General features: G+C 45.4%; 26 protein-coding genes, 1 pseudogene and 1 CRISPR repeat array. Of the genes and pseudogenes, 23 read left to right on the top strand and 4 right to left on the bottom strand.

The features are described from left to right. Window positions 1-133: 133 nt before the first annotated feature. Window positions 134-538: a DUF134 domain-containing protein gene (locus tag P378_RS01775; RefSeq protein ID WP_099082071.1), complete on the bottom strand. Its 405-nt coding sequence runs from the start codon at window positions 536-538 to the stop codon at window positions 134-136. A gap of 212 nt (window positions 539-750) precedes the next feature. Continuing rightward, window positions 751-936, bottom strand: a complete 186-nt coding sequence (locus P378_RS01770; protein WP_099082070.1) for a PspC domain-containing protein — start codon at window positions 934-936, stop codon at window positions 751-753. 120 nt (window positions 937-1,056) lie between these two features. Between P378_RS01770 and P378_RS01765 the strand changes: the two genes are divergently transcribed. From P378_RS01765 to P378_RS20525, 3 genes and pseudogenes are all read left to right on the top strand, one after another. Then, the gene (locus P378_RS01765) at window positions 1,057-1,314 is read left to right on the top strand and encodes a DUF1294 domain-containing protein (protein ID WP_099082069.1); all 258 of its coding nucleotides are present in this window, start codon (window positions 1,057-1,059) and stop codon (window positions 1,312-1,314) included. A gap of 339 nt (window positions 1,315-1,653) precedes the next feature. Continuing rightward, window positions 1,654-2,138, top strand: a pseudogene (locus P378_RS23895) (asparaginase). 26 nt (window positions 2,139-2,164) lie between these two features. Then, window positions 2,165-2,581 (top strand): asparaginase, encoded by a 417-nt coding sequence (locus P378_RS20525; protein ID WP_238472742.1) that lies wholly within the window; start codon window positions 2,165-2,167, stop codon window positions 2,579-2,581. A gap of 58 nt (window positions 2,582-2,639) precedes the next feature. Here the strand turns inward: P378_RS20525 and P378_RS01755 are convergent, their stop codons facing one another. Beyond that, complete coding sequence (locus P378_RS01755) at window positions 2,640-3,284, bottom strand: cell wall hydrolase (protein ID WP_099082068.1); 645 nt, start codon at window positions 3,282-3,284, stop codon at window positions 2,640-2,642. 305 nt (window positions 3,285-3,589) lie between these two features. On the opposite strand from P378_RS01755, the gene cas6 reads away from it, so the two are divergent. The 13 genes from cas6 to cas5b all read left to right on the top strand — a co-directional run bounded on the left by cas6 (window position 3,590) and on the right by cas5b (window position 17,752). Further along, window positions 3,590-4,348, top strand: coding sequence for a CRISPR-associated endoribonuclease Cas6 (cas6, locus tag P378_RS01750; RefSeq protein ID WP_099082067.1), 759 nt, complete (start codon window positions 3,590-3,592; stop codon window positions 4,346-4,348). Between the two features lie 44 nt (window positions 4,349-4,392). Then, entirely contained in the window at window positions 4,393-5,361 is a 969-nt protein-coding gene (locus tag P378_RS01745; RefSeq protein WP_099082066.1) for a hypothetical protein, read from the top strand. Between the two features lie 143 nt (window positions 5,362-5,504). Next, on the top strand, window positions 5,505-6,068 hold the full coding sequence (locus P378_RS01740) for a hypothetical protein (protein ID WP_099082065.1): 564 nt from the start codon (window positions 5,505-5,507) through the stop codon (window positions 6,066-6,068). Continuing rightward, the gene (locus P378_RS01735) at window positions 6,068-7,597 is read left to right on the top strand and encodes a Cas10/Cmr2 second palm domain-containing protein (RefSeq protein WP_099082064.1); all 1,530 of its coding nucleotides are present in this window, start codon (window positions 6,068-6,070) and stop codon (window positions 7,595-7,597) included. The genes P378_RS01740 and P378_RS01735 overlap by 1 nt, the downstream gene beginning before the upstream one ends. Next, a complete protein-coding gene (locus tag P378_RS01730; RefSeq protein WP_099082063.1) occupies window positions 7,594-9,906 on the top strand; it encodes an RAMP superfamily CRISPR-associated protein in 2,313 nt (770 codons plus the stop codon). Before P378_RS01735 ends, P378_RS01730 begins: the two co-directional genes overlap by 4 nt. Next, entirely contained in the window at window positions 9,899-11,212 is a 1,314-nt protein-coding gene (locus P378_RS01725; RefSeq protein ID WP_099082062.1) for an RAMP superfamily CRISPR-associated protein, read from the top strand. The genes P378_RS01730 and P378_RS01725 overlap by 8 nt, the downstream gene beginning before the upstream one ends. 41 nt (window positions 11,213-11,253) lie before the next feature. After that, window positions 11,254-11,451 (top strand): hypothetical protein, encoded by a 198-nt coding sequence (locus P378_RS01720; protein WP_099082061.1) that lies wholly within the window; start codon window positions 11,254-11,256, stop codon window positions 11,449-11,451. After that, window positions 11,448-12,002 carry a hypothetical protein gene (locus P378_RS19250; protein WP_180260928.1) on the top strand — a complete coding sequence of 185 codons (555 nt, stop codon included), beginning with the start codon at window positions 11,448-11,450 and terminating at the stop codon, window positions 12,000-12,002. Before P378_RS01720 ends, P378_RS19250 begins: the two co-directional genes overlap by 4 nt. Further along, window positions 11,986-14,088 carry a TIGR03986 family type III CRISPR-associated RAMP protein gene (locus tag P378_RS01715; protein ID WP_180260927.1) on the top strand — a complete coding sequence of 701 codons (2,103 nt, stop codon included), beginning with the start codon at window positions 11,986-11,988 and terminating at the stop codon, window positions 14,086-14,088. The genes P378_RS19250 and P378_RS01715 overlap by 17 nt, the downstream gene beginning before the upstream one ends. 69 nt (window positions 14,089-14,157) lie before the next feature. Further along, window positions 14,158-15,684, top strand: coding sequence for a TM1802 family CRISPR-associated protein (locus tag P378_RS01710; RefSeq protein WP_099082059.1), 1,527 nt, complete (start codon window positions 14,158-14,160; stop codon window positions 15,682-15,684). Between the two features lie 4 nt (window positions 15,685-15,688). Then, on the top strand, window positions 15,689-16,099 hold the full coding sequence (locus tag P378_RS22680) for a TM1802 family CRISPR-associated protein (protein WP_099082058.1): 411 nt from the start codon (window positions 15,689-15,691) through the stop codon (window positions 16,097-16,099). A 23-nt stretch (window positions 16,100-16,122) separates the two neighbouring features. Continuing rightward, complete coding sequence (gene cas7b, locus P378_RS01700; RefSeq protein ID WP_099082057.1) at window positions 16,123-17,037, top strand: type I-B CRISPR-associated protein Cas7/Csh2; 915 nt, start codon at window positions 16,123-16,125, stop codon at window positions 17,035-17,037. 4 nt (window positions 17,038-17,041) lie between these two features. Then, window positions 17,042-17,752: a type I-B CRISPR-associated protein Cas5b gene (gene cas5b / locus P378_RS01695; protein WP_099082056.1), complete on the top strand. Its 711-nt coding sequence runs from the start codon at window positions 17,042-17,044 to the stop codon at window positions 17,750-17,752. Here the strand turns inward: cas5b and P378_RS20520 are convergent. Continuing rightward, a complete protein-coding gene (locus tag P378_RS20520) occupies window positions 17,706-17,948 on the bottom strand; it encodes a hypothetical protein (protein ID WP_238472741.1) in 243 nt (80 codons plus the stop codon). The genes cas5b and P378_RS20520 overlap by 47 nt on opposite strands. Here P378_RS20520 and P378_RS23890 point away from each other — a divergent pair. The 7 genes from P378_RS23890 to cas2 all read left to right on the top strand — a co-directional run bounded on the left by P378_RS23890 (window position 17,838) and on the right by cas2 (window position 21,919). Next, entirely contained in the window at window positions 17,838-18,191 is a 354-nt protein-coding gene (locus tag P378_RS23890) for a CRISPR-associated endonuclease Cas3'' (protein WP_420795961.1), read from the top strand. The genes P378_RS20520 and P378_RS23890 overlap by 111 nt on opposite strands. Before the next feature lie 59 nt (window positions 18,192-18,250). Further along, window positions 18,251-18,685: a DEAD/DEAH box helicase family protein gene (locus P378_RS23885; protein ID WP_420795960.1), complete on the top strand. Its 435-nt coding sequence runs from the start codon at window positions 18,251-18,253 to the stop codon at window positions 18,683-18,685. A gap of 11 nt (window positions 18,686-18,696) precedes the next feature. Further along, window positions 18,697-19,935, top strand: coding sequence for a CRISPR-associated helicase/endonuclease Cas3 (locus P378_RS01680; RefSeq protein ID WP_099082053.1), 1,239 nt, complete (start codon window positions 18,697-18,699; stop codon window positions 19,933-19,935). Continuing rightward, entirely contained in the window at window positions 19,925-20,047 is a 123-nt protein-coding gene (locus P378_RS22675; protein WP_274378619.1) for a hypothetical protein, read from the top strand. Before P378_RS01680 ends, P378_RS22675 begins: the two co-directional genes overlap by 11 nt. 6 nt (window positions 20,048-20,053) lie before the next feature. Then, a complete protein-coding gene (gene cas4, locus P378_RS01675) occupies window positions 20,054-20,560 on the top strand; it encodes a CRISPR-associated protein Cas4 (protein WP_099082052.1) in 507 nt (168 codons plus the stop codon). 17 nt (window positions 20,561-20,577) lie between these two features. After that, window positions 20,578-21,570: a type I-B CRISPR-associated endonuclease Cas1b gene (cas1b, locus tag P378_RS01670; protein WP_099082051.1), complete on the top strand. Its 993-nt coding sequence runs from the start codon at window positions 20,578-20,580 to the stop codon at window positions 21,568-21,570. An 85-nt stretch (window positions 21,571-21,655) separates the two neighbouring features. Beyond that, a complete protein-coding gene (gene cas2, locus P378_RS01665; protein ID WP_099082050.1) occupies window positions 21,656-21,919 on the top strand; it encodes a CRISPR-associated endonuclease Cas2 in 264 nt (87 codons plus the stop codon). Between the two features lie 169 nt (window positions 21,920-22,088). Further along, a CRISPR array of direct repeats spans window positions 22,089-26,638; the repeat unit is 30 nt; unit sequence GTTTTTAGCCTACCTATGAGGAATTGAAAC. Window positions 26,639-26,650 lie beyond the last annotated feature (12 nt).

Raw genomic sequence — 26,650 nt, 5'->3', positions numbered from 1 at the left:
AGGTTCCAAGCAGCCGCCACAGTTACAGCAAAGCTTCTTTTGCCCCTTTACGATAAACCTTTAAATACTCCACAATTTTCCCGCATTGCAGGCAGCGATATCTCTCCATACATTCTCCTCAAAGCCGAAGGGTTCATTCCTGCTGGTCTTCCCAATCTCGGGATTGACAACTGGGACATGTGGTATGGCGACGGCAAAAAGTCCCTTCCCACCGGTGGCCGCATTGATTACAGATCAATTTACAGGAGGAAACCCTGAAATTTCCTCCTTCAACCCGGATGGCCAGACCGTTAATCAAAGCATCCGCTATCTTTTTCCTTGTCCCCGCAATAATTCGGTGAAAGGTTGGTCTGGAAACGGCCATTTTTTCCGCACACAACTCCTGCTCCAGCCCTTCCAGGTCACAAAGGCGAACGGCCTCCACTTCTTCCACCGTGAGAATAACTTCGGACAGCTGACTCATAGGAACACCCTGAGGCTTAAAATAGGTCACAGCAGGCAGCCTTGCAACTTGACGGCATTTGGGTGGTCTTGCCATTTCTTTAACATCCTTTATTGACATTTGTTCATAACTATATTATACCTCTTAGGATCAAATGTCAATATTATTTACAGAAAAACACTTATATTTCTTTCCTCTAATAAATTAAGAAACCGGTTCGTAGATATGCCGGGCCGACTTTGATTTCCTGTGCAGTGAAATAAAAAGGGCAGGAGGATCCTGCCGAATGACAATTGTTACCTTTTCGTTTATTCCAAGGGTATGATAAACACCAAAAGTAAGTAGATAATGATGCCCGGGAAGGCAGCAGACAGCACGGAAAGGATTGCATAGAGAACCCTCACCGCTGTGGGATCAATATCAAGATATTCAGCAATTCCCCCACAAACACCGGCAATCATTCTTTGGGAGCGGGATCGAACCAACCGTTTCATCACAATTCCCCTTTCAGGCAGCAAATAGTGACCTTATAAAAATTTATTAGACAAAATAAATCATATTCCTTTATACTATATTTAATAACTAGTTTTATGGCACGATGAGGAGGGATACGGATGGAAGTTTTACTTTTCTACCTGATCGGCATCAATATTTTGACTTTCATCATGTTCAATCTGGATAAGTGGTATGCCGCCACAGGAGGATGGCGTATATCCGAAAGAAGTCTCATCATTGCCTGCTTGGCCGGTGGCGCATTGGGCGGATACCTGGGTATGAAATTTGCTCACCATAAAACCAGAAAAACGGTGTTTGCCTTTGGTATACCCGCCCTGGGAATTGCCCAGGTGGTCTTTATTATCTGGCTCCTGTAATAACAGCTTTTTCTGACCCCACTGTTCAGGCAGTGGGTTTTTTACTTTCATGAATCATTTTAAGGATGTAGACCGTCATAGTAAAAGGTTTTTGTTAGTAATCATTGTTTCCTCCATGTTCCATGGTTTTTTCTTCTTATCCCGCCGATGCCGGTGGCTGCTTTAGGAAAAGACTTTTCGTCAAAGTATGATATAATTGGGTTTTGAAGGAAACACTCTTATTTTGATAGAAATAATATTTTTTGTGTATGTTAATGCCGGGAGGAATAAAAATTGGTAGAAATACTGGTAAAAGTTATTCGGGGAGACCTTGTTGAATCTCAGCACCGCGGCCACCTGGTGGTTACGGACCGGGACGGCAAAACCCTCTTCAGTCTTGGCAACCCGGACCATGTCACGTACTGGCGCTCCGCCGCCAAGCCATTTCAGGCCATCCCTTTAATCGAACGGGATGTGGTTGAAAAATTTGGCTTAACCGGGCCTGAAATTGCACTCTTTACTTCATCTCACGGCGGAGAAGAACGGCATGTAAAGGCCGTCCAGGGTATCTTGCAAAAACTTGGCCTGGCGGAATCGGATTTGGATTGTGGTTCCTCTGCGCCCATGCATCTCCCAGCGCTAAGAAACTTCTGGCCTCGGGTAAAATATTTGAAGCTTTAAACAACGCCTGTTCAGGAAAACACAGCGGCATGCTGGCTCTCACACTGCTTCTGGAAGCCCCTTTAACAGGTTATATCCATAAAGAGCACCCGGTGCAACAGGAAATGCTGCACGCCATCTGTCAATGTGCTGCCCTCTCGCCTGACCGGGTATACCTGGCATAGACGGCTGCGGGGTACCGGTCTTTGGTTTGCCCATTCGAAATATGGCAGCAGCCTATGCCCGCTTGTCGTTACCCCAAGGATATTTTGACCAGGCCATGGTTGAGGCTCTCAATACCATCCGTGATGCCATGACGTCCCATCCGTATTTTGTGGCCGGTACAGACCGCCTGGATACCGTTCTGATGGAAGTCACCAAGGGTAAAGTGGTGGCCAAACTGGGGGCTGAAGGGGTTTACTGCGTTGGTATCGTGAATCAGGGCATCGGGCTGGCCCTAAAAATTGAGGATGGAAGTTTCAGGGCCATTGACCCGGTAGTGATTCAAATACTCAAGCAATTAAACTATATCACAGATGCTGAATTTGAGGACCTGCGCCATTTATGGCGGCCCACGCTGAAAAACCACCGCGGAGACGAAATCGGCCATTTGGAAGTGGCTTTTTAGGATAAAACAAAGAGGGACATTTCCCGGCTTCACCCGGGAAATGTCCCTCTTTGTACTTTTATTTGGCAAATACATGCCGCCCGATTTGGCCGGTTACCGGCCGTGACCAAACCCATTTACTTTTAGCGGTTGCCGGGTTCCAGAAGTACAGGGCCCCGTTGGTGGGGTCCCAGCCCTGGATGGCGGCCTGGGCCGCTTTAATGGATTCGGTGGTCAAAGGTCGCTTGTACTGGCTGTTCATAACTGACTCAAAGGCCAATCCCTGATAAACTACTCCAGACAATGTTTCGGGGAACTTTTTGCTTTCCATCCGGTTCAGAATGACAGCTCCCACCGCCACTTTTCCTTGATAGGGTTCATCGGCTGCTTCGCCTTCGATGACCATGGCCAGCAGGATCACTTCATCGCGATTTAGATTCCCCCTGGAAACTTGGGGTTTTCTTTGAGGTCTGTTCACCTGTGACAAATCCTTAGAAGAAGCATCTGCCACTTGAATTTGCGGTTTGTTCATGATTCCGGTGTCATTTTGTTTTTCATTTTCTTTTTCGGCCGCTTGGATTGTTTGATTGTCAGTTCCTGCTGACGGGTAAAAAGGAAACATTGATACTGACAGTATTGAAACAGCCAGAGCTGAAGCAATGACCTTTTTTAGTAAACCTTTTGTTTGTAAAGATTGCACCGACAACGTGATTAATTTTTTCATTAGATTCCACTCCTTTCAATGAAAGCTTTTTAAAAGCCTTACGTTGTCTGGAGTTTTACCTGTTAACAAGCAAAAACCATCTGGGTGGCGGGGTCGGTTATAAGACTAACACAGCTTGTCCATAAAAATAAACCCACAATTCCTGGCAGCCCTGCCATTACCCGCCTGCCGTATATTCATCTTTTTTATTTTACTATTCGACATACATTTAGCTTTTTTGACTTAATGTTTTGATAAAATAAATTTAGATAAAAATCTTATAAATTTTAATGGAAAAACATTAAAAAACCGGATGGTGGTAGAGGATGCACCTATTTATTACATTAGCTCCACAGGAAGAACTTGAATTGCCGGTACATTACAACCATTTACTACAAGCTGCCTTATACAGAACCATTGACCCGGCACTGGCGGCTTTTCTGCACGATAAGGGCTACGAAAGTGGTAGCCGGCGGTTCAAGCTGTTTGCCTTTTCCAAGGTGAACGGCAGGTTCGATGCCAATAAAGAAAAAAACACCCTGAGGTTTGCCGGAGATATCGTTCTGACGGTTTCCTCCCCGGTGGGTGATTTTTGCCAGTCCATCGCCAACGGGCTGTTGACCGGGGGACAAATTCGGCTGGGGACGCACCGCGTCGAAGTGAAAGCCGTTACAGTTCAGCAGTTTACGGTGCCGGGAGACAAGGTGATCTTAAAAACCTTGTCACCGGTTGTCGCCTACAGCACGTTCCTGCGGCCTGACGGGCGAAAATATACCTGCTACTTTCAGCCGGGAGACCCCGATTACGACAGCCTGATTGAAAACAACCTGCGGAAAAAATACCTGGCGTTTTACAATCAGGCAGCCCCGCCCGGCACAGTGAAGGTAAAACCAATGGGCCCTGTAAAAATGAACATTGTTAATTACAAAGGGACGATCATCAAAGGTTATTCCGGCAGGATGGAACTAACCGGACCGAAGGAACTGCTGCAAATGGCGGTGGACGCAGGGATGGGGAATAAGAACAGCCAGGGATTTGGCTGTGTGGAGGTGGTAGAGAGTGGTAAAGGAGAAAAACACCGATAACGGTGTTTTCTCAAGTCCTTGTAGGTAGGTAAGGAGGGAATTTTATGGTTAAGGGACGGGGAAGTTATAACGAGCAGTTGGAGAAAAAGACGGACTTATTTTGGCAGCAATATTCTAATGGGCAGGATGACAAAACGTATTTGGAAGTATACATTGAGGAATTATTACCATCTGAATTGGAGCATATAAGATCCTCTTATGGCGGTCAAAGGTCTGAACAAGGTTTGGTTGAAAACCTTGTCCTGATGGTGGGACATACAGTGGAACCGTTGTTAATCGCTATGTGTTACTGGCAACCCAAAACAGTGGCTTTTGTAGTGAATAAAGAATATGGGTCTGATAAAGGAAAGTATAGATTTCAAATGCTCACCAAGCTAGTGGAAAAAATTTACAAAAAGTTCGATTACCGACCGGAAATAAAGGATTATCAGCGTTCTTTGGAAAATGATGACCCCCCGGGGGTTTTTGATTACCTGCAGAGGGATTTTGGCAACTGTTCTGGCTTAACCATAGATATTACCGGGGGCAAAAAATCAATGGTTGCGGGGGCTTTTTTATTTGCTGCTTATTCAGATACCCAGATATCTTATATTGATTTTGACAAGTATAGCACCAGATATCACCGCCCATATGGTTACCTGTGCAAACCAACGTTGTTTAAAAATCCTTACCAGGTATTTGCCTTGAGAGACTGGACCGAGATTAAAGAGTTATGCCAAAAGCACTCATTTTCTGCAGCTCTCAAACTGCTTCAAGGGATTCAGAAGATTATGCAAGAAGAAAGCTATTTCAGAGAAGAAGATAAAAAGAGTTCTGAAAAATTAAAAAAACTGCTTGAATTATATAAAGCTTGGGATAACGCGGATTATCCCGAAGCCAAAAAGTTGTATCAACAATTGGAAATGCCGGTTGCCGAAGACCTTCCCACAATAATTCATAAATTTTCCGGTAATTGGCCCGTTGAAGATCAAAAACTGTTATTAAGTAAAAGAGCTAAAGAAATAAAAAAATAGGCGAAGAGAGTGTCGAGAAGATATTTGGTGATCCTGAAAAGATATATGTATATGTTAATGATGAACTGGCAAAGGCAGAAAGATTAATAAAATATTATGAGGATTACCGTTCCGCCCTCATCCGCGGGGCTGCGGCATCGGAATTGCTGATAACGGCCAGGGTTACCATGCTGTGTGAGTATATTTCCAAAAAAAGACAAAAATCCGATGATAATGAATGGATGAACGTAGATAAAATTGATTTGCATAAGCTGTGTGAGTATATTTCCAAAAAAAGACAAAAATCCGATGATAATGATTGGATGAACGTAGATAAAATTGATTTGCATAAGCTGTCAATTAGTCAAAAAAGAAACCTGCTACTTAATAAAAATAATCGAAAAAACGAGCCGAAAGACAGAAATTATATTTACAAGTTAAATGAAGAATCCTTACCTGAAGGTTCAAAAAAAAGACTGGAAGAATTTCGAGAACAATTAGATAATCTCGAAAAGCTTGCGGAAATCAGAAATGCAGTGGTTCACGGTTGTCTTCCCGTGGGCCGGGATTTGGCAGAAGAATGTTTAAAGATAGCGAGGAAAAACTGTGATGAATTTAGATTATGGCTTAAAAAGGTACCCTTACCAGGGGTGTATGGGGCAATGCCGTGGGAAAAGGTAAAAGAGGTCTGCGGGCTTGAGTTTGTGCCGGAGGTGAAGCATCGCTGATGAAATATTTGTTGGCAGCGGAAGTAGATAAAATTCAGGAATTAATTTTCCAGGCCATCCGTCAAAAAGAAATAACCGGCGGTAGTCAACTGCTGACGGAATGGTGCCGGCGAATGGCTGAAGAAATGCAAAGGGACGGCGTGCCGCCGGAGGATATTATAGTGGCTGACGGGGGAGCTTTCCGGGTTGTTTTTTCCGATAAGGAAAAGTGCCGTCTCTGGGGGGAACAGCTGGCCGAGTATTACTGGAGGGAAACGGGAGGGACATTAACTGTCGTAGAACCGTTGCAGTTTGAGGAAGCAGATTTTACTGTCGCCTCCGTTGAAGCGCAGCGCAGGTTAAGGGTGGAAAAAATGCACCCGCCCAATGCTTCAGCTTGTATCCACAACCCTTTTCTGGCCTATTGTGATATATGCGGGCACGGTTTTGGCAGCAAAAGGGAATCGAGCGAAGGGAAAACCGTTTGTTCCGGCTGCTCGGCCAGATTTGACCATATAAAGGATATTTCACATAGCCTGTTTGTGCAGACCCTTGCGGCAGACCTGGAAATTAATAGACAAGTTGACTATTTTGGCAGCTTTGACGCGCATACCAATGTTGCCTATTTGGTGGCCGACGGAAACAATATGGGTGTCCTTTTCAGCAAATGTTCAAAAGAACAAATGAGAAAGGTATCTTTGCGGCTCCCAGAGATCATTGACAGCTCTCTTAGCACAGCAAGGGTCAAGCTAATCAACCGGTTAATACAAGATGAAAAATTTAAAATTAAGGGTTTACCTGTGTTACCCCTGATCATGGGTGGCGACGATCTTTGTGTGCTTTTGGCGGCGCCCTACAGCTTTGATTTTGCCAGGCAGTTTGTGCAGCACTATATTGATGAATTGAATGCTTTTTTGGCCGGTATAGGCGTAAGGGATTTTGCTGCAGGTATGTGTGTTGGGCTGGTGGTTTGTAAGGCCAGCTATCCCCATACCCTTGCCTATAAGCGAGCAAGCAGGATGCTTGAACGGGCTAAAACAGCAGCAAGGACGCAGGGGGCAAGTTTAAGCCTTATTTCTTTTACAAAAGGAGCAACAGCGGCGGAAGAACCGGATAAGCCCGGAAAACTGTTGAATACATTGCAAACATATCATTTGCGGGACGAAAGTACAGGTTCTATTCTGCCCTTGTTGGACCTGCTAGAATGCCGGGAGATTTTGAAAGATGTTCCTGGTTCAAGACTTGCAGCGATACATGAACTGTATGATCAGGCTATTTTACCTTCACCAAATGATTATGATAATGAAAAAAGAAAGGACTGGCTTAAGCGACTGGATTATCAACTGGACAGGGCCGGGCGGAAACCGCAGGACAGGGATAATCTGGAAAAAGCTTTACGCAGGCTTGGCAGCGCAGACCCTGATTTTTTGTATATGCGCAGCGCAGAACATATCAATGATGGAATATGGGGGACAGGTTTTGGCGATCTTATGGATTTCTGGGACTATACTTTAGGTATGGACATTAAAGGAAAGGTGCAGGATTTATGAGTATTACAATGGTCTTTAAATTAAAGTTTCTGTCAGAGTTTCATACTTCAACCGGGCAATCATGGGGAAATTCCATTGATTCGGTGTTGCTGCGGGATGAAAACGGCAACCCTTGTATCAGAGGCTCAACGCTGGCCGGCTTGTTCCGTTCTGCAGCCGCTGAATTGTTGGAGCATGTGGCAGGGAAAGGGTGCTTACTGGAAGAAATCTTCGGTTCGCCGGCAAAGGCTAAAAGCTGGGCCTTCGGCAATGCCCGGCTGGTGTCTGCTGTTGCCCTCACATCCTTTGGAAACAAAAAATTTGCCCGGGTGAAGCGAGGGGTCAAGCTCAATCCGCTTTTACGGAAGGCCGAAGACAAGAAATTGTATGCCAGGGAGTTTGGCAGCAACGGCCTGGAGTTTGAATTTTCTGTTGAACAAATAACCGGCAGTGACCGGGAGAAGGATCAGGCAGCCCTTTTGGTTGCTGCTGCCAGGATGGTGCGGGGGCTTGGCAGTTCAGTCAACAGGGGTTGTGGCCGGTGTTTGATCTCTTTGTGTAAGGTTGTGGGCATCGGGGAGGATGTTTGTCAGGCCGAACTGTTACAGCATTTTGGCATGTTAGTAAAAGGGGAGGAAAAAAGAAACAGGCGTTTTAAACATGATGCCAGGCATTACCGGGAAGGTGCCTGCCATCTGCCGGAGAATGCCGGTTACATCAGGTTACTGGTTGTAGCCCAGGCCCAGGAACCGATCATCGTCTCTCAAGCAAACTTTGGCGGCAATGAATACCATGGTATTTCCTTTATCAGCGGTTCGACCCTGTTAGGAGCCTTTGCTGCCAGGTATGTGCAAAACAATGATATGCGTGAAGATTATGACCTTTTCCTAAATATTTTTCGCCGGGGAAAAGTGTGCTTTACTCCATTGTATCCCGCCAAACAATATCAAACAGACTGGTTATTTCCGTGCCTTCCTGCTCCCTTTGATTTTCTCACTTGCAAAAATAAACCCTTTTACGCCACTAAACCACACCGGAATGAAAAGGGTGAAATATATTTACACAGTTATGCAAACAGGTCCTTCCAGGGAAGCTGCCAACAGTGCGATGACCAGGATGTTCCCATGGTGCAGGTGGCAGGATATATGCCGCTGCAGGAAGGCGATTATACCATTTATAATCCCCGTTTTGACTATGCACCTCATGTCGGTATGAAAGAAAAGGAACGCATGGCTGATAAAGGAAGGCTTTTTTCATACCAACCACTGTCCGCCGGGCAGTATTTCATCGGAGAAATTACGGCATCGGATAAAGACTGCCTGAACGGCCTTTTGCGGTTGTGCGAACAAAAGGGAGAAGGCTATGAGATTACATTACGCTTGGGGAAGGGTATAACCAGAGGGTATGGAAAAACACGCCTGTATTTAAAACCTGTGGCCGGTTCTTGGCTCAACCCGTTGCCGCTGGCAGAGAGGGTAAAGTCTGCCGGCGGCATCACCCTTACTTTTCTGACAGACAGCATTATCACTGATCCCTGGGGAAGAACCATTTCCCGGTTTACGCCTGAGATCCTGTCCCAGCTGCTTGGCCTTAAAGTCGGAAAAATTAACAATGTTTTCATAAAGACCGGAGAAATCCGCAGCTTTTCCGGGGTTACGGGATTACCGGGCTTTAGTGATCTGGCCATTAAAGCAGGTTCTGCCCTTGGCTTTGACTTGTCACCGGATACTTCCTTTGATGAATGCCAGAAAACTCTGGAGAGACTCGAAGCCGGCGGCTGGGGATACAGACGCCACGAAGGTTTCGGCAGAATTTCCTTTAACCACGCTGTTTACCTGATCCCGGAACTTACGGATAAATTAGATGTGGTTGAGGTTCCAGAGGATTGGCTCAAAGAAAGGACGGATGTAACAGCAATTTGGAAAGACGAAATACAACCCGATTTGTTGTGGGAGTATCATTATTCAACTCTACCGGTGTTTGATCCCAAATGGGGCGAAGAAGTCACCAAAAGGTATAGAGAAGTTGCAAGGTGGCTGTTTGCTCATGCCCATCTGGAAATTGATGACCTAGTAAACAAGCTGGAGTCCTTTGGCAGTGTAAACATTTTAAAGGAGTTTGATATACCTGACAGAAACAAAGACGATTTTCAAAGTTTTGGTAAATCAATGGCCCAAAAAGTTAAAGATATTTACGCAGTAATGGAAGACAAGATCAAGAATTACTCTGATACCGGTTTTCAACTCAAAGGCGCCTTGTGGCCCCTTTGCCTGCAATGGCTGGGTGAAAAACTGGTGAGCATGGAGCAAAGGGGTGAAGAAAATGGATAGAATTTTATTGGCTGCAAACCTGACCCTGGCAACGCAGCTTCATGTCGGGAGCGGCGATGACAGCCCCCTTTGTGATGCCATGATATACCGGAGGCCGGATAGTGCCCTCATAATACCAGGTTCTTCCGTTGCCGGGGCCTTACGTGGCAGGGCGACACGCCTGTTTTCTTCCTTGCGCGGGGAGAAAAAGTGCCTGTCTTTATCAGGCATAACGGATAGGGAATGCGACTGCCCCACATGCGCAATGTTTGGCAATATTTACCCGGATGCTGGATCATCCAATAACAGGCTGTCTGCCAAAATACTGGTCCATGACATGGAGATCCAGTTGGCAGACGGTACTTCCATTCGGGATGGTGTCGGGATAAACAGAGTATCACGCACCTCCAACAGTGCAGCGGCCGCAAAGTATGACTATGAAACCGTGGCGCGGGGGGCACAGCTTGTGCTGAGAATGGAGGCAACCGGGCTTACGGACAAGGAGGAAGTGCTGCTGGCGGCTTTACTGGCAGAAATCGGCGAAGGGCGTATACGTTTTGGAGGGAAAAGTTCCCGCGGCCTCGGTCGTGTGTCTTTAGATAATGTTGCGGCCTGGCGTCTGCCCCAATGCACGCCGGCCCAGTGGACGCAATTTTACGCTCTGCTTACCTCGGATGACTGGTTTTTGCAAGGAGGGCAAGAAATAGCAAACTGGTTTTCCCGGCGGTTGGAGGAAGCCCGGCGACTATTTGCGGGGTCGGACGATACATTTTTAATTATCAGCGGAACACTTAGGTTTAAAGAAGGATTTCTGACGAAAGAAAGCTTTCTGACGGTGGAAAGTCCCTATGATTCATTCCCGCTACTGGTTACGGAAAGAGGGAAAAGGCGGACGTGCCTGCCTGGGAGCTCTTTGCGCGGTGTATTGCGCTTCCAGACCGAACGGATTGGCAGAACCCTGGCGGAATTAAATAATCTGGCAGGATGGTTGGTTGCCTGTGACCCACTGGCTGCAGGTGAAAGTGAGCCTGGCAGGTCCTGCAGCCGCCGACCGGATAAGAAAAACGGCAATGAATGCCTGGCCTGCAAGCTTTTCGGCAGCATGCACGCAGGCAGCCGCCTGAAAATATCTGATGCCTGGGAAATTGAGGCGGGCAAATTTTATCTTCAAGACTATCTGGCCGTTGACCGCTTTACCGGAGGGGGCAGCGAAGGGAAAAAATTTGATAGTGTATACACCTATCGACCTAGTTATTATATCGAGATTCTATTTGAAGAACCGGAAGCATGGGAACTTGGCTGGCTGCTGTTGACCTGCGGGACTTAAATGAAGGGCTTGTATCTGTGGGCTCAGGGAGGGCAAAAGGGTTGGGCAAGGCGGCAATAAGTGAAGGAAAGGTAATGGTTAAAAGCAGTTTATTTTCCGAAGGAACAGAACGCTATTCCGGTGCTCTGACAGTCAGAGAATATAATTTTAAAAAATTTATGCAATCACCTGAAGCTCAGCGGCAGGTTGAAAAATTCCATACCAGGCTTTTGGAACTGGCAGGGGAGGGTGTAAAATGAAAACCCTGGTGTTATCAGTTTGTACAAAAGACCATATAGCCATTTTCGGTGGCAGGATAAAAACTGAAATATTACCTGATTTTTTGAAGATTACGCCCGGCGGCTTGCTATGGTCCATTGGTGAGCATCCGGACCGTTGCGAGATATTAAAAGAACAATTGCCGGAGCTGAAATATCTTGAGCGGTTAAGGCTGTTTGGACCAGGAGGGGACCTGGAATTAAGAAGAGAAGATGATGCGTACAGGTGGCGTTTTATCGGCCCTGCCGGCAGCAAATTTGACCGTAGATATCAACTTCGCGATTTTTGGGCAGAAACAGGGATACAGCACCTCTGCCGGCACGATGAAACCTTGCTCCTCTGGGGAGAGAAACGGGGAGACAGGTACTATGACGGTAGGTTTGCAGCCGCCCGGCTGGTTTATCCGCTGGGGGAGCATACGAACAAAAAACGAGCGGTTATCAAGACCAGGATTTACACCTATTTTGGCCGTCCGCAGTTTGCCTGGTACTATTCACTGGAGGAGTGGGAAGCGGATGAGAGGGAAAATTAAGTTTATCAAGATGGAGAAAAATTACGGCTTTATTACGACCCAAGGTCAGGATTATTATTTTCGACTTTCTGAGGTCAAAGGTTTTGCACCTGCGAAAGGACTGGAGGTGGAGTTTGTGCTTGCTGCTGAAAATGACGGTAAAAAAAGAGCGAAAAAGTTAAAACTTGTTAGCGAGCAAAAAGAAAAAAGCCGGCATTTTTTTAACCCTTACAATTTTGTTTCTCCCCTGCCGGAGGTGGAACACCCCTTTTTTAAACACCAAACCCCGCCTTCCCATGCCGTTTATAGCGGATTAACGGGTTATATGGCTTGTACACTGGAAGTAGTAACGCCGTTGTTTATTAGTGAAGGTAGACCCGGTGAAGTAGCCGGCGGGCATGGAGTCTATAGTTTTATTAAAAGGTGGGATAAACCCTTTATTCCCGGCTCCAGCCTGCGGGGAATGATCAGGAATGTTTATGAGGCTGCGACCAATTCCTGTTTTGCCGTCTTTGCTGACAAACTGTATAGCCGCCGTATGGAGGCGCAAGAGGCAAAAGATCTGATTCCGGCCAGGGTGATCCAAGAGGATGTCAGTTGGAAACTGCAACTACTGAAGGGAAGGTCAGTTAAAAATCATAAAAACATGCAGCTTGCTGCCTGGATAAGTAAATATGACCCGAAAAAGCAAAGTAAAACGGCTCCATCAGAAACGAAGGTTGATACGGATGGCTTCAATCACGGGGATAAAGTCTGGGCCCTTTTAGAGCCGAAAAAACATGCCAATAAACCAATTTCTTACTGGAAAGTGAAAAATCTTTTCAGGGATGAAAATGAAGCACGACAGTGTTCTGAACAGTACAAGAGCAATGAACTAATTATTATAGAAAAGGGTTGGCTGTTTATCTCCGGGCAAAATGCTGAGAACAAGCATGATGAGCGGTTTTTCTTCGGGGAGGCGGAGTTAATTGAATTGCCAGGACAAGTCCGTGAGGATTACGAAAGAATAGTGGGTGAATATCAGAAAAGGCATGAGGAACAATTAAAAGACTCTGACGGTGGGTGTTCCCGGGGAGAAAAGGATAAAACCGAGATTGCGCTGAGCAATTTCATCTATGCTTCGAAAGAATTAAAACCGGGAGACCTTGTATATGCCGGAGTTAGTGGGAATGAGGTTAAGTACATGGTTCCTGTCCAGATTAGCCGCCGGCTGTTTAAGGCAAGTACAGGGGAACTGTTGCCTGAATACTTGCGTCCATGCGGCAGATATGAAAAACTGTGCCCAGCTTGTCGTCTTTTTGGTTGGGTGAAACCATCGACCTCAGATGACAAAGGATTTGCCTCATACGCCGGCAGGGTGGAAGTAAGTGATGGAAAACTTGTTGGTAAAAATAGAACAGAAGACATGGTTACGCTGGCGGAGCTGGCATCGCCCAAGCCCACTGCCACTTTCTTTTACCTTGCTGACAGCGAAGGGAAGGCTCGTTACATTAATAAAAGGGATGGCTATCAACAGACCCTGAAACTTCGGGGGAGAAAGTTTTACCGCCATCACAGCAGGTTTCAGTGGCAAAAAGGATCATCTGACAACAAGCGTAACCGGACAATAAAAGATCCTGTGAAGCCGGGCAGCCGGTTTAGCTTTTTAGTCCGCTTTGAGAACCTTACCGAAGAAGAATTAGGGGCCCTTGCCTGGAGTATCCAGCTGGAAGAAGGTCTGTTTCACAGGCTGGGTTACGGCAAACCGCTGGGTCTGGGCAGTGTAAGAATATCAATTGAGTCCTGTAAAACCTTTAATTTTCAAAAGAGATATGCCGGCTTAACTAATTCCGGAGCACAGGAAGTCGACCTGGATGGGTATATTGACAAATTTAAAGAAACCTGCAAGGAGGCCTTTGGTAAAGACTTTTCTGAACTGGAGAATATTTGTGATTTAAAATCCATTTTTGGCAGTCCCATAGATGAGCTTCCGGTGCACTATCCCAGGTTGACGAAAGAAGCAAAGGAAGGTGGAGACGAGAATTTTAAGTGGTTTATGAAGGCTGCTACAAAGGAGTGGTTCTTACAGCTGGCCAGGGAGGACAGAGGATTATCATACGATGAGTAGGTCAAAGCCATTACCGGCAGGCTATGGCAACAGTCAGGTCTTGGCAGTTCAGTGGGGGGTGATAAGTTTATGGGATTTATTCATGCGGTACGCGACTTGGGATTAATGGTTAAAGGGACAGCGAAAGATGTTTCAAAAGACAACGATATTAGCAGCTATCTACAGTTGCCTCTTCCTGTTATGGCCGACGCAAAGAAAAGCGGACGGGAAATACGAATTTGGTTGTCAGTTGATGACAAAGATGCGGATGTATTAAAGGTTTTAGGGATAGCAAAAATTGATCTTGTTGAATATCCCCGGGTGGAGAAAGAAAAATATTTATACCGCGAGCCGGTGGGATCAAATACCAGCTGGAAGTTTTCCCCGGTGTATAAATTGGGAACAGCCATGTCTGACGGACAGAAGGAACTGATGGGAAAAGGGGGTGAGGCGGCCCGCCAAGAAATGCTGGCCTGGTTACGGGGAACACAACCTGGTTTTTTATCCAAGCAAGTAACAAAGGAAATCAAAGACAACCGCTACTTAAAACTGAAAAACGCCATGCTTGACGCCTTTGAAGAAGAAAAAGCATTTACGCCGGGAGCGGTGAATACCATTATGCAATATCTGATTGACCGGGTTGACGATATCGTATCCCTTTGGTCAGACAGAAAACGCTCTTATATACTGATATTCGGTGTAAACGATAATGGGCGTTTCCTTTATCCGGGAGAAGTAGCCGCCTTTCGGCGGTATTTCGAAAAAAAGCTTTCTGACCATATGGTCGCAGGTGGTGTGGCCAAAGTAGATAAGACCTGTTTTTGCGCTGTATGTGGCGGCCAGGCTGCTGCAGCTATTACTGTGGACAAGCTGTTTACCTTCGCCACCTTTGACAAACCCGGCTTTTTACCTGGAGCCAGGGACATTCCAGGGTCCAAAGAAAAAGTGTATCCGGTGTGTCAACATTGTTTTTCCCTGGTTTGCGACGGCAAGGAAAAAATAAAGGAAAGTTTTCGCGATTCCCAAACAGTGGCGGGGCTGCATATTGACGTGGTACCTGAACTGTTATTTGGCATAGCCAACCTGAAAAAGATTGCCGATAAAACGGAGGAGTTTTTACACAAGGGGATCAAGACGGAAGAAAAAAGGTTCAATAAATTGGCCGAACAGGGCGACGGGCTGGTCTATCATTTCTTCTTCTGGGAACAGAACCAAAGGCAAGAGCGGGTGCACCTGCTCGTTGAAGATGTGCCGCCGTCACGGTTAAGGAAACTCCTTAAATTGTGGCAGGAAACAATAAATGTGCATCTGTCCGTTAATGAAGATGATAGGGAGACAGGTGCCCTGGACGGTCTTTTCAAGCTTTTGTACAGGGTTTTGCTGAGTCTGGCGGGGAAAAGGGATGAAGATAAAAAAATAATGCGGGACAAGTGGGTGCAAACAATGGGAAAACTGTTAGGTGGCCAGCAGGTGGATGTGTATTGTTTGAAAACCTTGATGGTATCCCGGTTTCCCGGTTTATTTGCGGACCGGGACTGGGTAAAAAGATTTGGCCGCCATGAAGTTAAAAATATGGTTGCTCTGGTTGACTTTTTAACAAAAGCAAATGGGAGGTGAGTTTATGAAGCTGGATTTCTTGGCCAAGTTTGCCGATCCGGTGATGCAGACCCCCGCCGGGCAGGGAGCCTTCCTGGCAGGGGTGGTTCTCGGCATGGTGGCGAGGGGGCAGACAAAGGACGGGAGCATTGACGGAGCGCCCCTTTTTAAGCAGATGACCTTTGGACGGATGAAGCGCCGGGATCTCAAGCGCCATCTGGCCAGGGTGCCGGAACTGGTAAAGGCCTATGACTTGAATTACAAAGATTTAATCAGGAAATTGGCTGCCTATGCCGGTGAACTTATTTTGCAGGATGAAGGGTTTGAACTGGGGGTTGACGGTAATTTTGCTTTTGCCACCGCCTTCATGAATGCAAGGGAGTATTTCTGGACGATTTTTGGTAAACAGCATGGGGAAAATGACGAAGGGAATTAATAGAGCAGAGGAGGTTAATTGTTATGACCTTTAAACAAAGACGGGAATATTTGTTTGTTTACAGTGTAAAGGATGCCAATCCCAACGGTGATCCGCTCAATGCCAATCACCCCAGGTATGATGAGGAAACGGGGCAAGTGCTGGTTTCGGACGTAAGGATCAAACGGACTGTGCGGGACCAGTGGGTCAGAGACGGAAAAGACGTATTTGTGGACGGCGAAGCCAAAACTGCTAAAAAGAAAATTGAGGAGCTGCAGGAAAAGCTAAAGGTAAAGGAAGGGAAAAAAATATGCGCCGGTTGTATTGATACGCGGCTGTTCGGTGTTACCTATCCGGTAGAAGGAAAGTCTTTTTCATGGGTTGGCCCGGTCCAATTCAAATGGGGACGCTCACTGCACCGGGTGAAACCGGAATTAATTCAAGGGACGGCGGCCTTTGCCACCAAAGACGAAAGCGACCAGCGTTCTTTCCGGAATGAATATATCGTACCCTTTGCGTTAATAGCAGTTTATGGTATTGCCAATCAAAATGCCGCCCAAACAACAGGAGCAACGGACGCAGACTTAAGGGATTTAAAAGCTGCTTTATGGGACGGTACTGTAAACCTTATTACGCGAAGCAAGGTTGGCCATATCCCGCGTTTACTGTTGGAAATCGTATACAGCGAAGGTTTCCAGGGGGCCCTTGGTTCTCTGGATGAAAAGGTTTGCTTAAGCAAAGCAGAAGGCACAGAAGCGGGCAATTTTAGCAGGGACGAAGAATTTGCCATTCGCAGCGTACGTGACTGCCGGTTGGATATTTCCCTTTTGGTAGAGAGAATTAAAGGTGTGAAAGATGATATCGCGCTGGTAAATATCCGCAAAGATGCTGACCTGGAGATTATCGGGCTGGACGAACTACAACAGGAACTTGGCGATAAAATCAAAAAAGAGGAGTGAGAATATGGCGACGGTCTTTGAGGCTTCCGCAGCCATTGCCATGTTCCGCCGACCGTACACCACCACCTCGTCGGTTTCCTATCCGTTACCGACCCCAACTGCTGTGGCCGGGTTGCTGGCAGCCATTACCGGTCTGGTTAACGGCTGCCAGGAACGGGGATTTGCCGCCCAATACTGGCAATATTTACAGGGGACTCGTATTGCCATACAAATGCTTGCGCCGTTGAAATGGCGTTCGGAGACGATTAATTTCTGGAATGTAAAAGAACCGCAGAAAAACCCGCATATCCAGGTTAAGCACCAGTTCATCAGCCGACCGCGGTATCGTTTTTACGTGCATGGCGGTGTTGAAGAAGAATTAAAAAAACATTTGTCCCGGGGCACCTTTGTTTATACGCCGTACCTGGGTGTTGCTTACGCAGTGGCAGACATCAAATACTGCGGGCATTATCCATGGGGGCCGGTGGTGCTGGAACAGGCAGATGTGTCGACAGTGGTGCCATATATGAACAATCTGGAAGTAGATATATTAAGCTCGGGCGGTGCGTTCCGGGAACGGATTCCTTACCGTCTGACGCAGGACAGATCCCTGGTTGAGACATTGCCAATCCTTTATCAGACAGACCCGGCTAAAAAATTGCGGCTTATTAAACGGGGGGAGTTGGATGTCACACGGTGCGGAGAAGATATTGTCGCTTGGTTTCCTGCATGGTGATCTGCGGAGCCATCCTCATAAAAAACTCGCCGCTCATCTGAATGGTGTGGCTGCCATCAGCGAGCGGTTGGCGGAAACATACGAATTGCCTGTAAACAAGAGTTTGCTCAAGCAGATAGCAATAACCCATGACCTGGGGAAGGCGCACCCTGATTTCCAGGCCTATCTGGATAAAAAAGGCCCTGGTGTTAATCATGCGGAACCCTCCGCGTGGTTTACCTATTTGTTAACCCATGACCTGTGGGCGGCGGAAGCGTCCGCAGGCATCATACATGCCTGCGCGATGTGGATGACCTGGAAGAAGACTGGCTGCCGGACGGGGCCGCGGAAGATAAAATTAATAATAGGCTGTGCCGTTTCTTGCCGGAGTGGCCACTGCCCCTTACCAAAGGGAAATGGAAAGAACTTGACAACCTGTTATCTGACGGGCCGGATGTAAGCATTGATGAATGGCTCAAGCTGCGGCTGCTTTATTCCGTGCTCATAGCCGCTGACAGGATGGAAGCCCTGGGGATTCGCGATTTTTCTAGTGCAGCCGTGCCTGCTTTTATGCCGTTATCGTTTAAAGCCCAAACAGCATTAGGACAATGGCGGGAAAAGACAAGGCAAATATGCATCAAGCAGGCGGAAAAAATCGAAAAACCGGGGGTATATACTTTAACATTACCCACCGGAGCGGGAAAAACGCTGCTGGGATTGGAGATAGCCCGTACATGGGCAGATAAGTTCAAGTACCGGGCGATCATATATGCATTGCCCTTTATCAGTGTTGTCGAGCAGAATGCGGCGGTGGCCAAAAAGGTATTCGGTGCGGCGGTACAGGAAGACCATAGTCTTGCTTATGCCGGGGGCCAGGAAGATGATTTTGGTAATGTTAAGGATGCATTTTGGCAGAGAATGCTGAGTTTATTTCGGTATTGGCGTGAGCGGTAGTAGTAACAACCATGGTGCAACTGTGGGAAGCGTTATTTAATACAAAAGCCAACAAAACCATGAATTTTCATAAACTGAGCCGCGCCGTAGTCATACTGGACGAACCGCAAAGTATTTCTCCCAACTTGTGGGGAGGCTTATCTGATACTTTAAACTATCTGAGCGAAAAGTTGGGAACTACCTTTTTATTTATGACGGCGACCCAGCCCCATATAAATGCGGCTGCCGAGTTAGCTCCCCGTGATTTGTCAAGACCCTTTGAACGGCACCGCTATCTGGTTAAAAGCAAAAAGTACGAATTTGATGAGCTGTGTGATTTGTTATGTGACAATTTACCTGTAACACAAGGTTCCGGGCTCGTTGTATTAAATACGAAACGGGCGGCGATCAAAGCCTATGAAGCGCTGAAGGCTGTTATAACTGATGCGCCTATGTTATTTTTGAGTGCGTGGATGACGCCGTGGCATAGAAAGAAAGTCCTTGCCCAATTACGTCAATTGGAAGAACAAAATATCCAGAGATATTTGATTTCAACACAGGTTGTTGAAGCAGGCGTTGATCTTGATTTTGACTGGGTTTTCCGGGATATGGGTCCTTTAGACAGTATTGTGCAAGTGGCGGGGCGTTGCAACCGGCATTTGAAATGCCTGCAGCCAGGGAAAGTGATGGTTGCGGAGTTAATGAACAGGAGCAGAACCATTGCTAAAGCGGTCTATGACGATATTCTTTTATTTGCCACAAGTGAAACATTGCCCCGCGATCGTGAATTCGGAGAAAATGAAGTTGTTCGCCTTATTGACACATATTATACTAAGATCCTTGATGCTTTACGTTCCGTGCCGATTTATAAGAACTTGTCCTCGGGAAAATGGAATGAAGTTCCTCCGTTGATTGACAAACAAAAATACAGAGAAGCAGATGTAATTATCGAACAGAGCGGGGAAGTACGGAAGATATTGGAACAGTTACAGAACAGACAATGGTCTCTAGAGGAACGCCATGAACAAAAGCAACTGTTCCGGGAGCTTCAACAATATATGATCAGTATTCCCGAAAAATATATTCGAGCGTGCAGGAGTGCAATGACGGAGATTGCTACCCAGGATACTCTGGAACCGTTTGGTGAAGTATTTGGTGGTCATGCGTATCTTATGACACGGGACGGGATGAATACCGGTTTATATGACGCAGTATTGGGATTTGTTCCGCCTGATGACGCCGTATCAGGTGCGGTAATAATTGATGATTGAAGGCGACTTGTTTAAAGAACGGGCAGAAGAATTAAAGATGGTTGATAATATCCATGAATTTATCCGTTTGGTTGTCCCTTTGTTGTTATCGGATTATGGTATGGGGAGTTGATGTACCGTGTCAGAAAGAGACCTAGGCGTAAGCGGTACGCTGGTATGGTACTACTATATATGCCCGCGCGAGGTATGGCTCATCAGCCATCAGATCAACCCCGACCAGGATGACGATAATGTGGTTCTGGGACGGTTTATCGGTGAAAATACTTATCAGCGGGAGAAAAAGGAGATCAGTGTAGGCAACAGCAAAATAGATGTTTTTCATACTGAAAACGGTAAAATGGTAATAGGCGAAGTTAAGAAAAGCTCCAAATATAAAGAAATCGCCCGGATGCAACTGGCCTTTTATTTAAGTGAATTGAAAGAAAGGGGCATTATGGCGCGCGGCGAACTAAGGTTCCCCAAGGAGAAAGTCCGGGAAGAAGTCATTTTGGACGAACGGACGGAGCAGGAACTGGATAAAGTGCGGCGGGAGATTCTGCACATCGTTTATATGGAGAAACCGCCGCAGCCCCGGAAGATACAATTTTGTAAAAAATGCGCTTATGCCGAGTTCTGCTGGTCATAGGTGTAAGGGGGATTCCTTTGAAAAAGACCTTATATATTTTCTCCAATGGTGAACTGCATAGAAAAGACAATACCCTGTATTTTGAATCGGAAAGCGGGCGGCGGTTTATTCCCGTTGAAGATACCGGAGAGATCATGGTATTCGGGGAAGTGCAAATTAATAAAAAGTTTCTGGAGTTCCTCTCGCAGAAAGAAATTATTCTCCACTACTTTAGTCATTACGGTTATTATATGGGCACTTTCTACCCCAGGGAACATTTAAACTCCGGATACATGATACTGCGACAGTCGGAACATTACCTGGACAAACAACGGCGTTTGGCTATTGCCAGGGAGTTTGTCCACGGGGCAGGCAAAAACATTCGCCAGGTCCTAAAATACTATCATGGACGGGAGAAAGACGTGGGGGAACCACTTAATGCAGTGGAAAAACTTCTTCCCACGGTGGATGACTGCGGGGACACCTCTGCATTAATGGCCATAGAGGGAAATATACGCGACCATTACTACCGTGCCTTTGATGCCATCATTGGCGACCCCGATTTTATTTTTCAGGAACGTACCAGACGTCCTCCCAAAAATTATTTAAATACACTGATCAGCTTTGGCAACTCTATAATGTATTCTATCTGTTTGAGTGAGATTTACAAAACACACCTGGACCCCCGGATAGGTTTTCTGCATGCCACCAATTTCCGGCGGTTTACCTTAAACCTTGATATATCAGAGATTTTTAAGCCCATCATCATTGATCGTCTTATATTCTCATTGTTAGGTAAGAAGATGGTTACAAAGAGTGATTTTGACCGTGGCACCGAGGGCATCGTGCTTAAAGATAAGGCGAAAAAGTGTTTTGCAGAGGAATTGGATAACAAACTGAAAACAACCATTAATCACCGGGAAATTGGCCGCCCGGTATCATATCGCCGTCTAATCCGCCTGGAACTCTATAAGCTGGAAAAGCACCTGATGGGGGAAAAACTTTACACTCCCTTTGTTGCCCGGTGGTGACAGCAACTGAAGTAAACCTATTCTAAAAACTAGACATAGGGCACGTTAAGAAAAATGGAAAGAACTAGAAGGTGGTGAGCCTTAACTGTTTGTAATCCTGGTATATGATGTCAATCAGAAAAGAGTGGCAAAGGTCCTGAAAAAATGCCGCCAGTACCTTAACTGGGTTCAGAACTCGGTTCTTGAGGGTGAGATTTCAGAGGCTAACTTAAAAAAATTGAAAATGGAGCTTGAACGGATAATCCGGCAAGATGAGGACTCGGTGATATTTTACTACCTGCGTACAACAAAATATTCGTCCAGGGAAATAATAGGGTTGAAAAAAGGCGGGTATGAAAATATAATTTAAAAAAATGACGAGTGGTTGTCGTCGATCTCCGGTAGCGTAAAAGTTCCCGGGGATCGACGACAACCTGAAAACAAAAAATCCTTGCGGCATATGGATTTTCAATATTGCTAACACCAAATACCCGGTTAGGCCTGTAAATGAAAACCTTATTTTTTGGGCACTCTGACGGGTTTTTAGCCTACCTATGAGGAATTGAAACTTTTTCGGGATAACTTGGTCATACTTTGGCTTAAGTTTTTAGCCTACCTATGAGGAATTGAAACAGAGAAACGTCCTGACTTCCCCGAAGTGATTTCCGCGTTTTTAGCCTACCTATGAGGAATTGAAACTTTTTAATCACCTGCCTTTATTACGCATTCTTTAGCGTTTTTAGCCTACCTATGAGGAATTGAAACTTCATCGGCGACGGCAAACTCACACATAGCTGTGTAGGTTTTTAGCCTACCTATGAGGAATTGAAACACCCTTTCTTTTCAGCACCTCAACAGCCTGCTTGAGTTTTTAGCCTACCTATGAGGAATTGAAACCGGTAGCCGCCACCCAGCTAGTTGACGCAGGCAGAGTTTTTAGCCTACCTATGAGGAATTGAAACCCATAGATCAGTTTCAGGGCTTCAATCTTCCGGTTTTGTTTTTAGCCTACCTATGAGGAATTGAAACCGATATTGAGACTTTTTCCTCCGTCGACATCACAAAGTTTTTAGCCTACCTATGAGGAATTGAAACCTCGATTGGCGAGTAAAAGAACTTGTTGAGGCAGTACGTTTTTAGCCTACCTATGAGGAATTGAAACTCCCTGGTACCGCTGCATTGCTCTGGCAGGTTACCACGTTTTTAGCCTACCTATGAGGAATTGAAACTTTTAGCTACGCCTCAAATGGCGTAGTTGACTTAAAATGTTTTTAGCCTACCTATGAGGAATTGAAACTTTTTGATAGCGTTCCATATTCCGGATAAATCAGGTCCAGTTTTTAGCCTACCTATGAGGAATTGAAACAAATACTTAGAACCTGAAAGATAACAACAAAAAAATGTTTTTAGCCTACCTATGAGGAATTGAAACCTAGGTAATCTACCAACAACTATTCCCTCATTAATAGTTTTTAGCCTACCTATGAGGAATTGAAACCTATTCAGGTAGCATCTGGAACTTATACTCACACAGTTTTTAGCCTACCTATGAGGAATTGAAACAATCTGATCAAACAATTTTTCATATTTTTGATATGCGTTTTTAGCCTACCTATGAGGAATTGAAACCTGTTGCAAGTTCCAGTGGCATTGCGGTTGGAGATTAGTTTTTAGCCTACCTATGAGGAATTGAAACCGTTATAGTCAAAGACACTACAGGCACAGGTGACCAGTTTTTAGCCTACCTATGAGGAATTGAAACATATGGCAAGCAATGATAGTAGTATGTACGCAAAACGTTTTTAGCCTACCTATGAGGAATTGAAACCAGTGGTGGCAGCCACAGCGGTTAACATTAATGTTTCGTTTTTAGCCTACCTATGAGGAATTGAAACTTTTTTCTGGAGAAGTTTTTCACGTGAAATAATCGCCCGTTTTTAGCCTACCTATGAGGAATTGAAACATATTTGCGTATCCCTCAATGTCATACTGCAGGTCAGTTTTTAGCCTACCTATGAGGAATTGAAACTGGCTGATAAAAATTCAAAAAGGACTGCGTCGCGCGTTTTTAGCCTACCTATGAGGAATTGAAACTGAGGAGGTGATAAAGTGATCTACCATGATTCTCTGTTTTTAGCCTACCTATGAGGAATTGAAACTGCCGTGTTCAGCGGCCCTGGCCGCCAGCCACTCGGTTTTTAGCCTACCTATGAGGAATTGAAACTAAAATTCGCCCATCTTTGGTCACCAGATAGTTCGAACGTTTTTAGCCTACCTATGAGGAATTGAAACCGACTGCTGCTAGTACTTTGAAGTCAAGGTCATTTAGTTTTTAGCCTACCTATGAGGAATTGAAACCCCGCCGGTCCAGGGCCGTGAGCGTGGTCAACTCGGCGTTTTTAGCCTACCTATGAGGAATTGAAACATTTCCCTTTGGCTTCAAAATTAATCATGTATGCGGTTTTTAGCCTACCTATGAGGAATTGAAACCATCACCGCCCCGGCAATTAATACTACCTATTATCTGTTTTTAGCCTACCTATGAGGAATTGAAACTACTTGGAAGCAATGTTGGCGTAAATGGCTTCGGTGCGTTTTTAGCTACCTATGAGGAATTGAAACTTGCTGGCAAAAAGTCACTGTCACCAGTTATAATAGCGTTTTTAGCCTACCTATGAGGAATTGAAACAATGTTCGCAATGCCGCTTCAATGAGGCCCTTGACTTCAGTTTTTAGCCTACCTATGAGGAATTGAAACGTGTTCTCATTAAGGGCCAAATAGAGCAACACGGCAAAAGTTTTTAGCCTACCTATGAGGAATTGAAACCCAACAGTATCTATAGCAGGCGAGAAAGTAGGTGTTCGTTTTTAGCTACCTATGAGGAATTGAAACCTGCTACGTCACTTTCCCCCAATATTCCCCACCTCGTTTTTAGCCTACCTATGAGGAATTGAAACAACATTTACTTTTCCTCCTTTTCATCGATGGCTTCGTTTTTAGCCTACCTATGAGGAATTGAAACAATAAATACACCGTCATTGAAACGACGTACAAAGATGAGTTTTTAGCCTACCTATGAGGAATTGAAACACCTTCTCGCTGATTGTGCGGCATCAACAGAGGCAGTTTTTAGCCTACCTATGAGGAATTGAAACTTGAGATCACCAAGGTAAGTCTGCTCTAACTCTGCTGCGTTTTTAGCCTACCTATGAGGAATTGAAACCCGTTGGAAGGTGCTCGCACGGTGAGTATTCTGTAGTTTTTAGCCTACCTATGAGGAATTGAAACTCCTCCTTTTCTTTGATGGCCTCGGCAATTTTCTGCGTTTTTAGCCTACCTATGAGGAATTGAAACTGCAACCGACATTGCCAATAGCGGGGCTAGCCAGAAAGTTTTTAGCCTACCTATGAGGAATTGAAACACGGTGGAAAGCCACAGCCGCCGGCGGCCAGGGTGATTGGTTTTTAGCCTACCTATGAGGAATTGAAACTTCGGAATGATGTCTTTTGGATGCGGGTTCGATATTGTAGTTTTTAGCCTACCTATGAGGAATTGAAACATGGCCTCATTGATATCGTGAATATCCTCCATGATGGAGTTTTTAGCCTACCTATGAGGAATTGAAACATGGCCTGGGATTTGCACCAGGCGAAGAATTTTTGCGTTTTTAGCCTACCTATGAGGAATTGAAACACTATTCATGGAAGCCGGCGGTTCAACCGGCAACCTGGTTTTTAGCCTACCTATGAGGAATTGAAACTCAAACGTATCAAGTATAGCCGCTGTAACTTCATTGTTTTTAGCCTACCTATGAGGAATTGAAACCAATAACTCTATTAAACACTTCTTAAACGACATAATGTTTTTAGCCTACCTATGAGGAATTGAAACTTCATAACCGCCCTTAAATACGTCACGGAAGTTACGTTTTTAGCCTACCTATGAGGAATTGAAACCTCAATATAAGCCTTTCCTCCTTGGTGATAGGCGGCCTCGTTTTTAGCCTACCTATGAGGAATTGAAACCAGTTGCCGCATTTTGCTTCGTGCATCATATTTTCTACGTTTTTAGCCTACCTATGAGGAATTGAAACTCAGACAGTTTCGCTGGGATGAATATATGCGTCTCCGGTTTTTAGCCTACCTATGAGGAATTGAAACTACGGTGTCAGATACTCCCGCAATGCCCTCCAGCCTGTTTTTAGCCTACCTATGAGGAATTGAAACAATATCCACTGCCACCAGGGAAACGATTCTACACCAAGTTTTTAGCCTACCTATGAGGAATTGAAACCCGTACTGGAGGATCAGCAACTGACGATACGGCGGCGTTTTTAGCCTACCTATGAGGAATTGAAACGCTACAAACGAAGAATATGACCCTGCAACAAACACAGTTTTTAGCCTACCTATGAGGAATTGAAACTCCTTTATGCCAAAGAACTGTTGAACCGGTCAAAAAGTTTTTAGCCTACCTATGAGGAATTGAAACGTTAGTGGAAATAACATATATTTTGTTGCTATAACGTTTTTAGCCTACCTATGAGGAATTGAAACATCGATGCCGTAAGTGCATTAACTAAATGGGGTATTAAGTTTTTAGCCTACCTATGAGGAATTGAAACCCAGAATTTGGCCCAATGGATGGTAGAGTTTGGGTTAGTTTTTAGCCTACCTATGAGGAATTGAAACTCCGGGTACAGGTTCATAATGTACTCAACCTGTTTCGTTTTTAGCCTACCTATGAGGAATTGAAACCCGTATGCACTACGAAAGATATAGCGGTATGCTCCACGTTTTTAGCCTACCTATGAGGAATTGAAACTTCTGCGGAGGTGAGGCGGTTGGGAGACGTGGCAGAAGTTTTTAGCCTACCTATGAGGAATTGAAACCCCCATAGTGCCAAGTGTCCCATCATTGTTTCCCGCGTTTTTAGCCTACCTATGAGGAATTGAAACCCCCTAGTATCTGATGACTGAATATTGGCATTCTAGTTTTTAGCCTACCTATGAGGAATTGAAACTTGGATATTGAGGGGTAGGAAGAAATGGCAAAAAAGGTTTTTAGCCTACCTATGAGGAATTGAAACTGGCTGAGCTGA

Source organism: Desulforamulus profundi (assembly GCF_002607855.1).
Note: the sequence above shows the minus strand (reverse complement) of the source record. Positions and strands in the feature narration are given on the sequence as shown.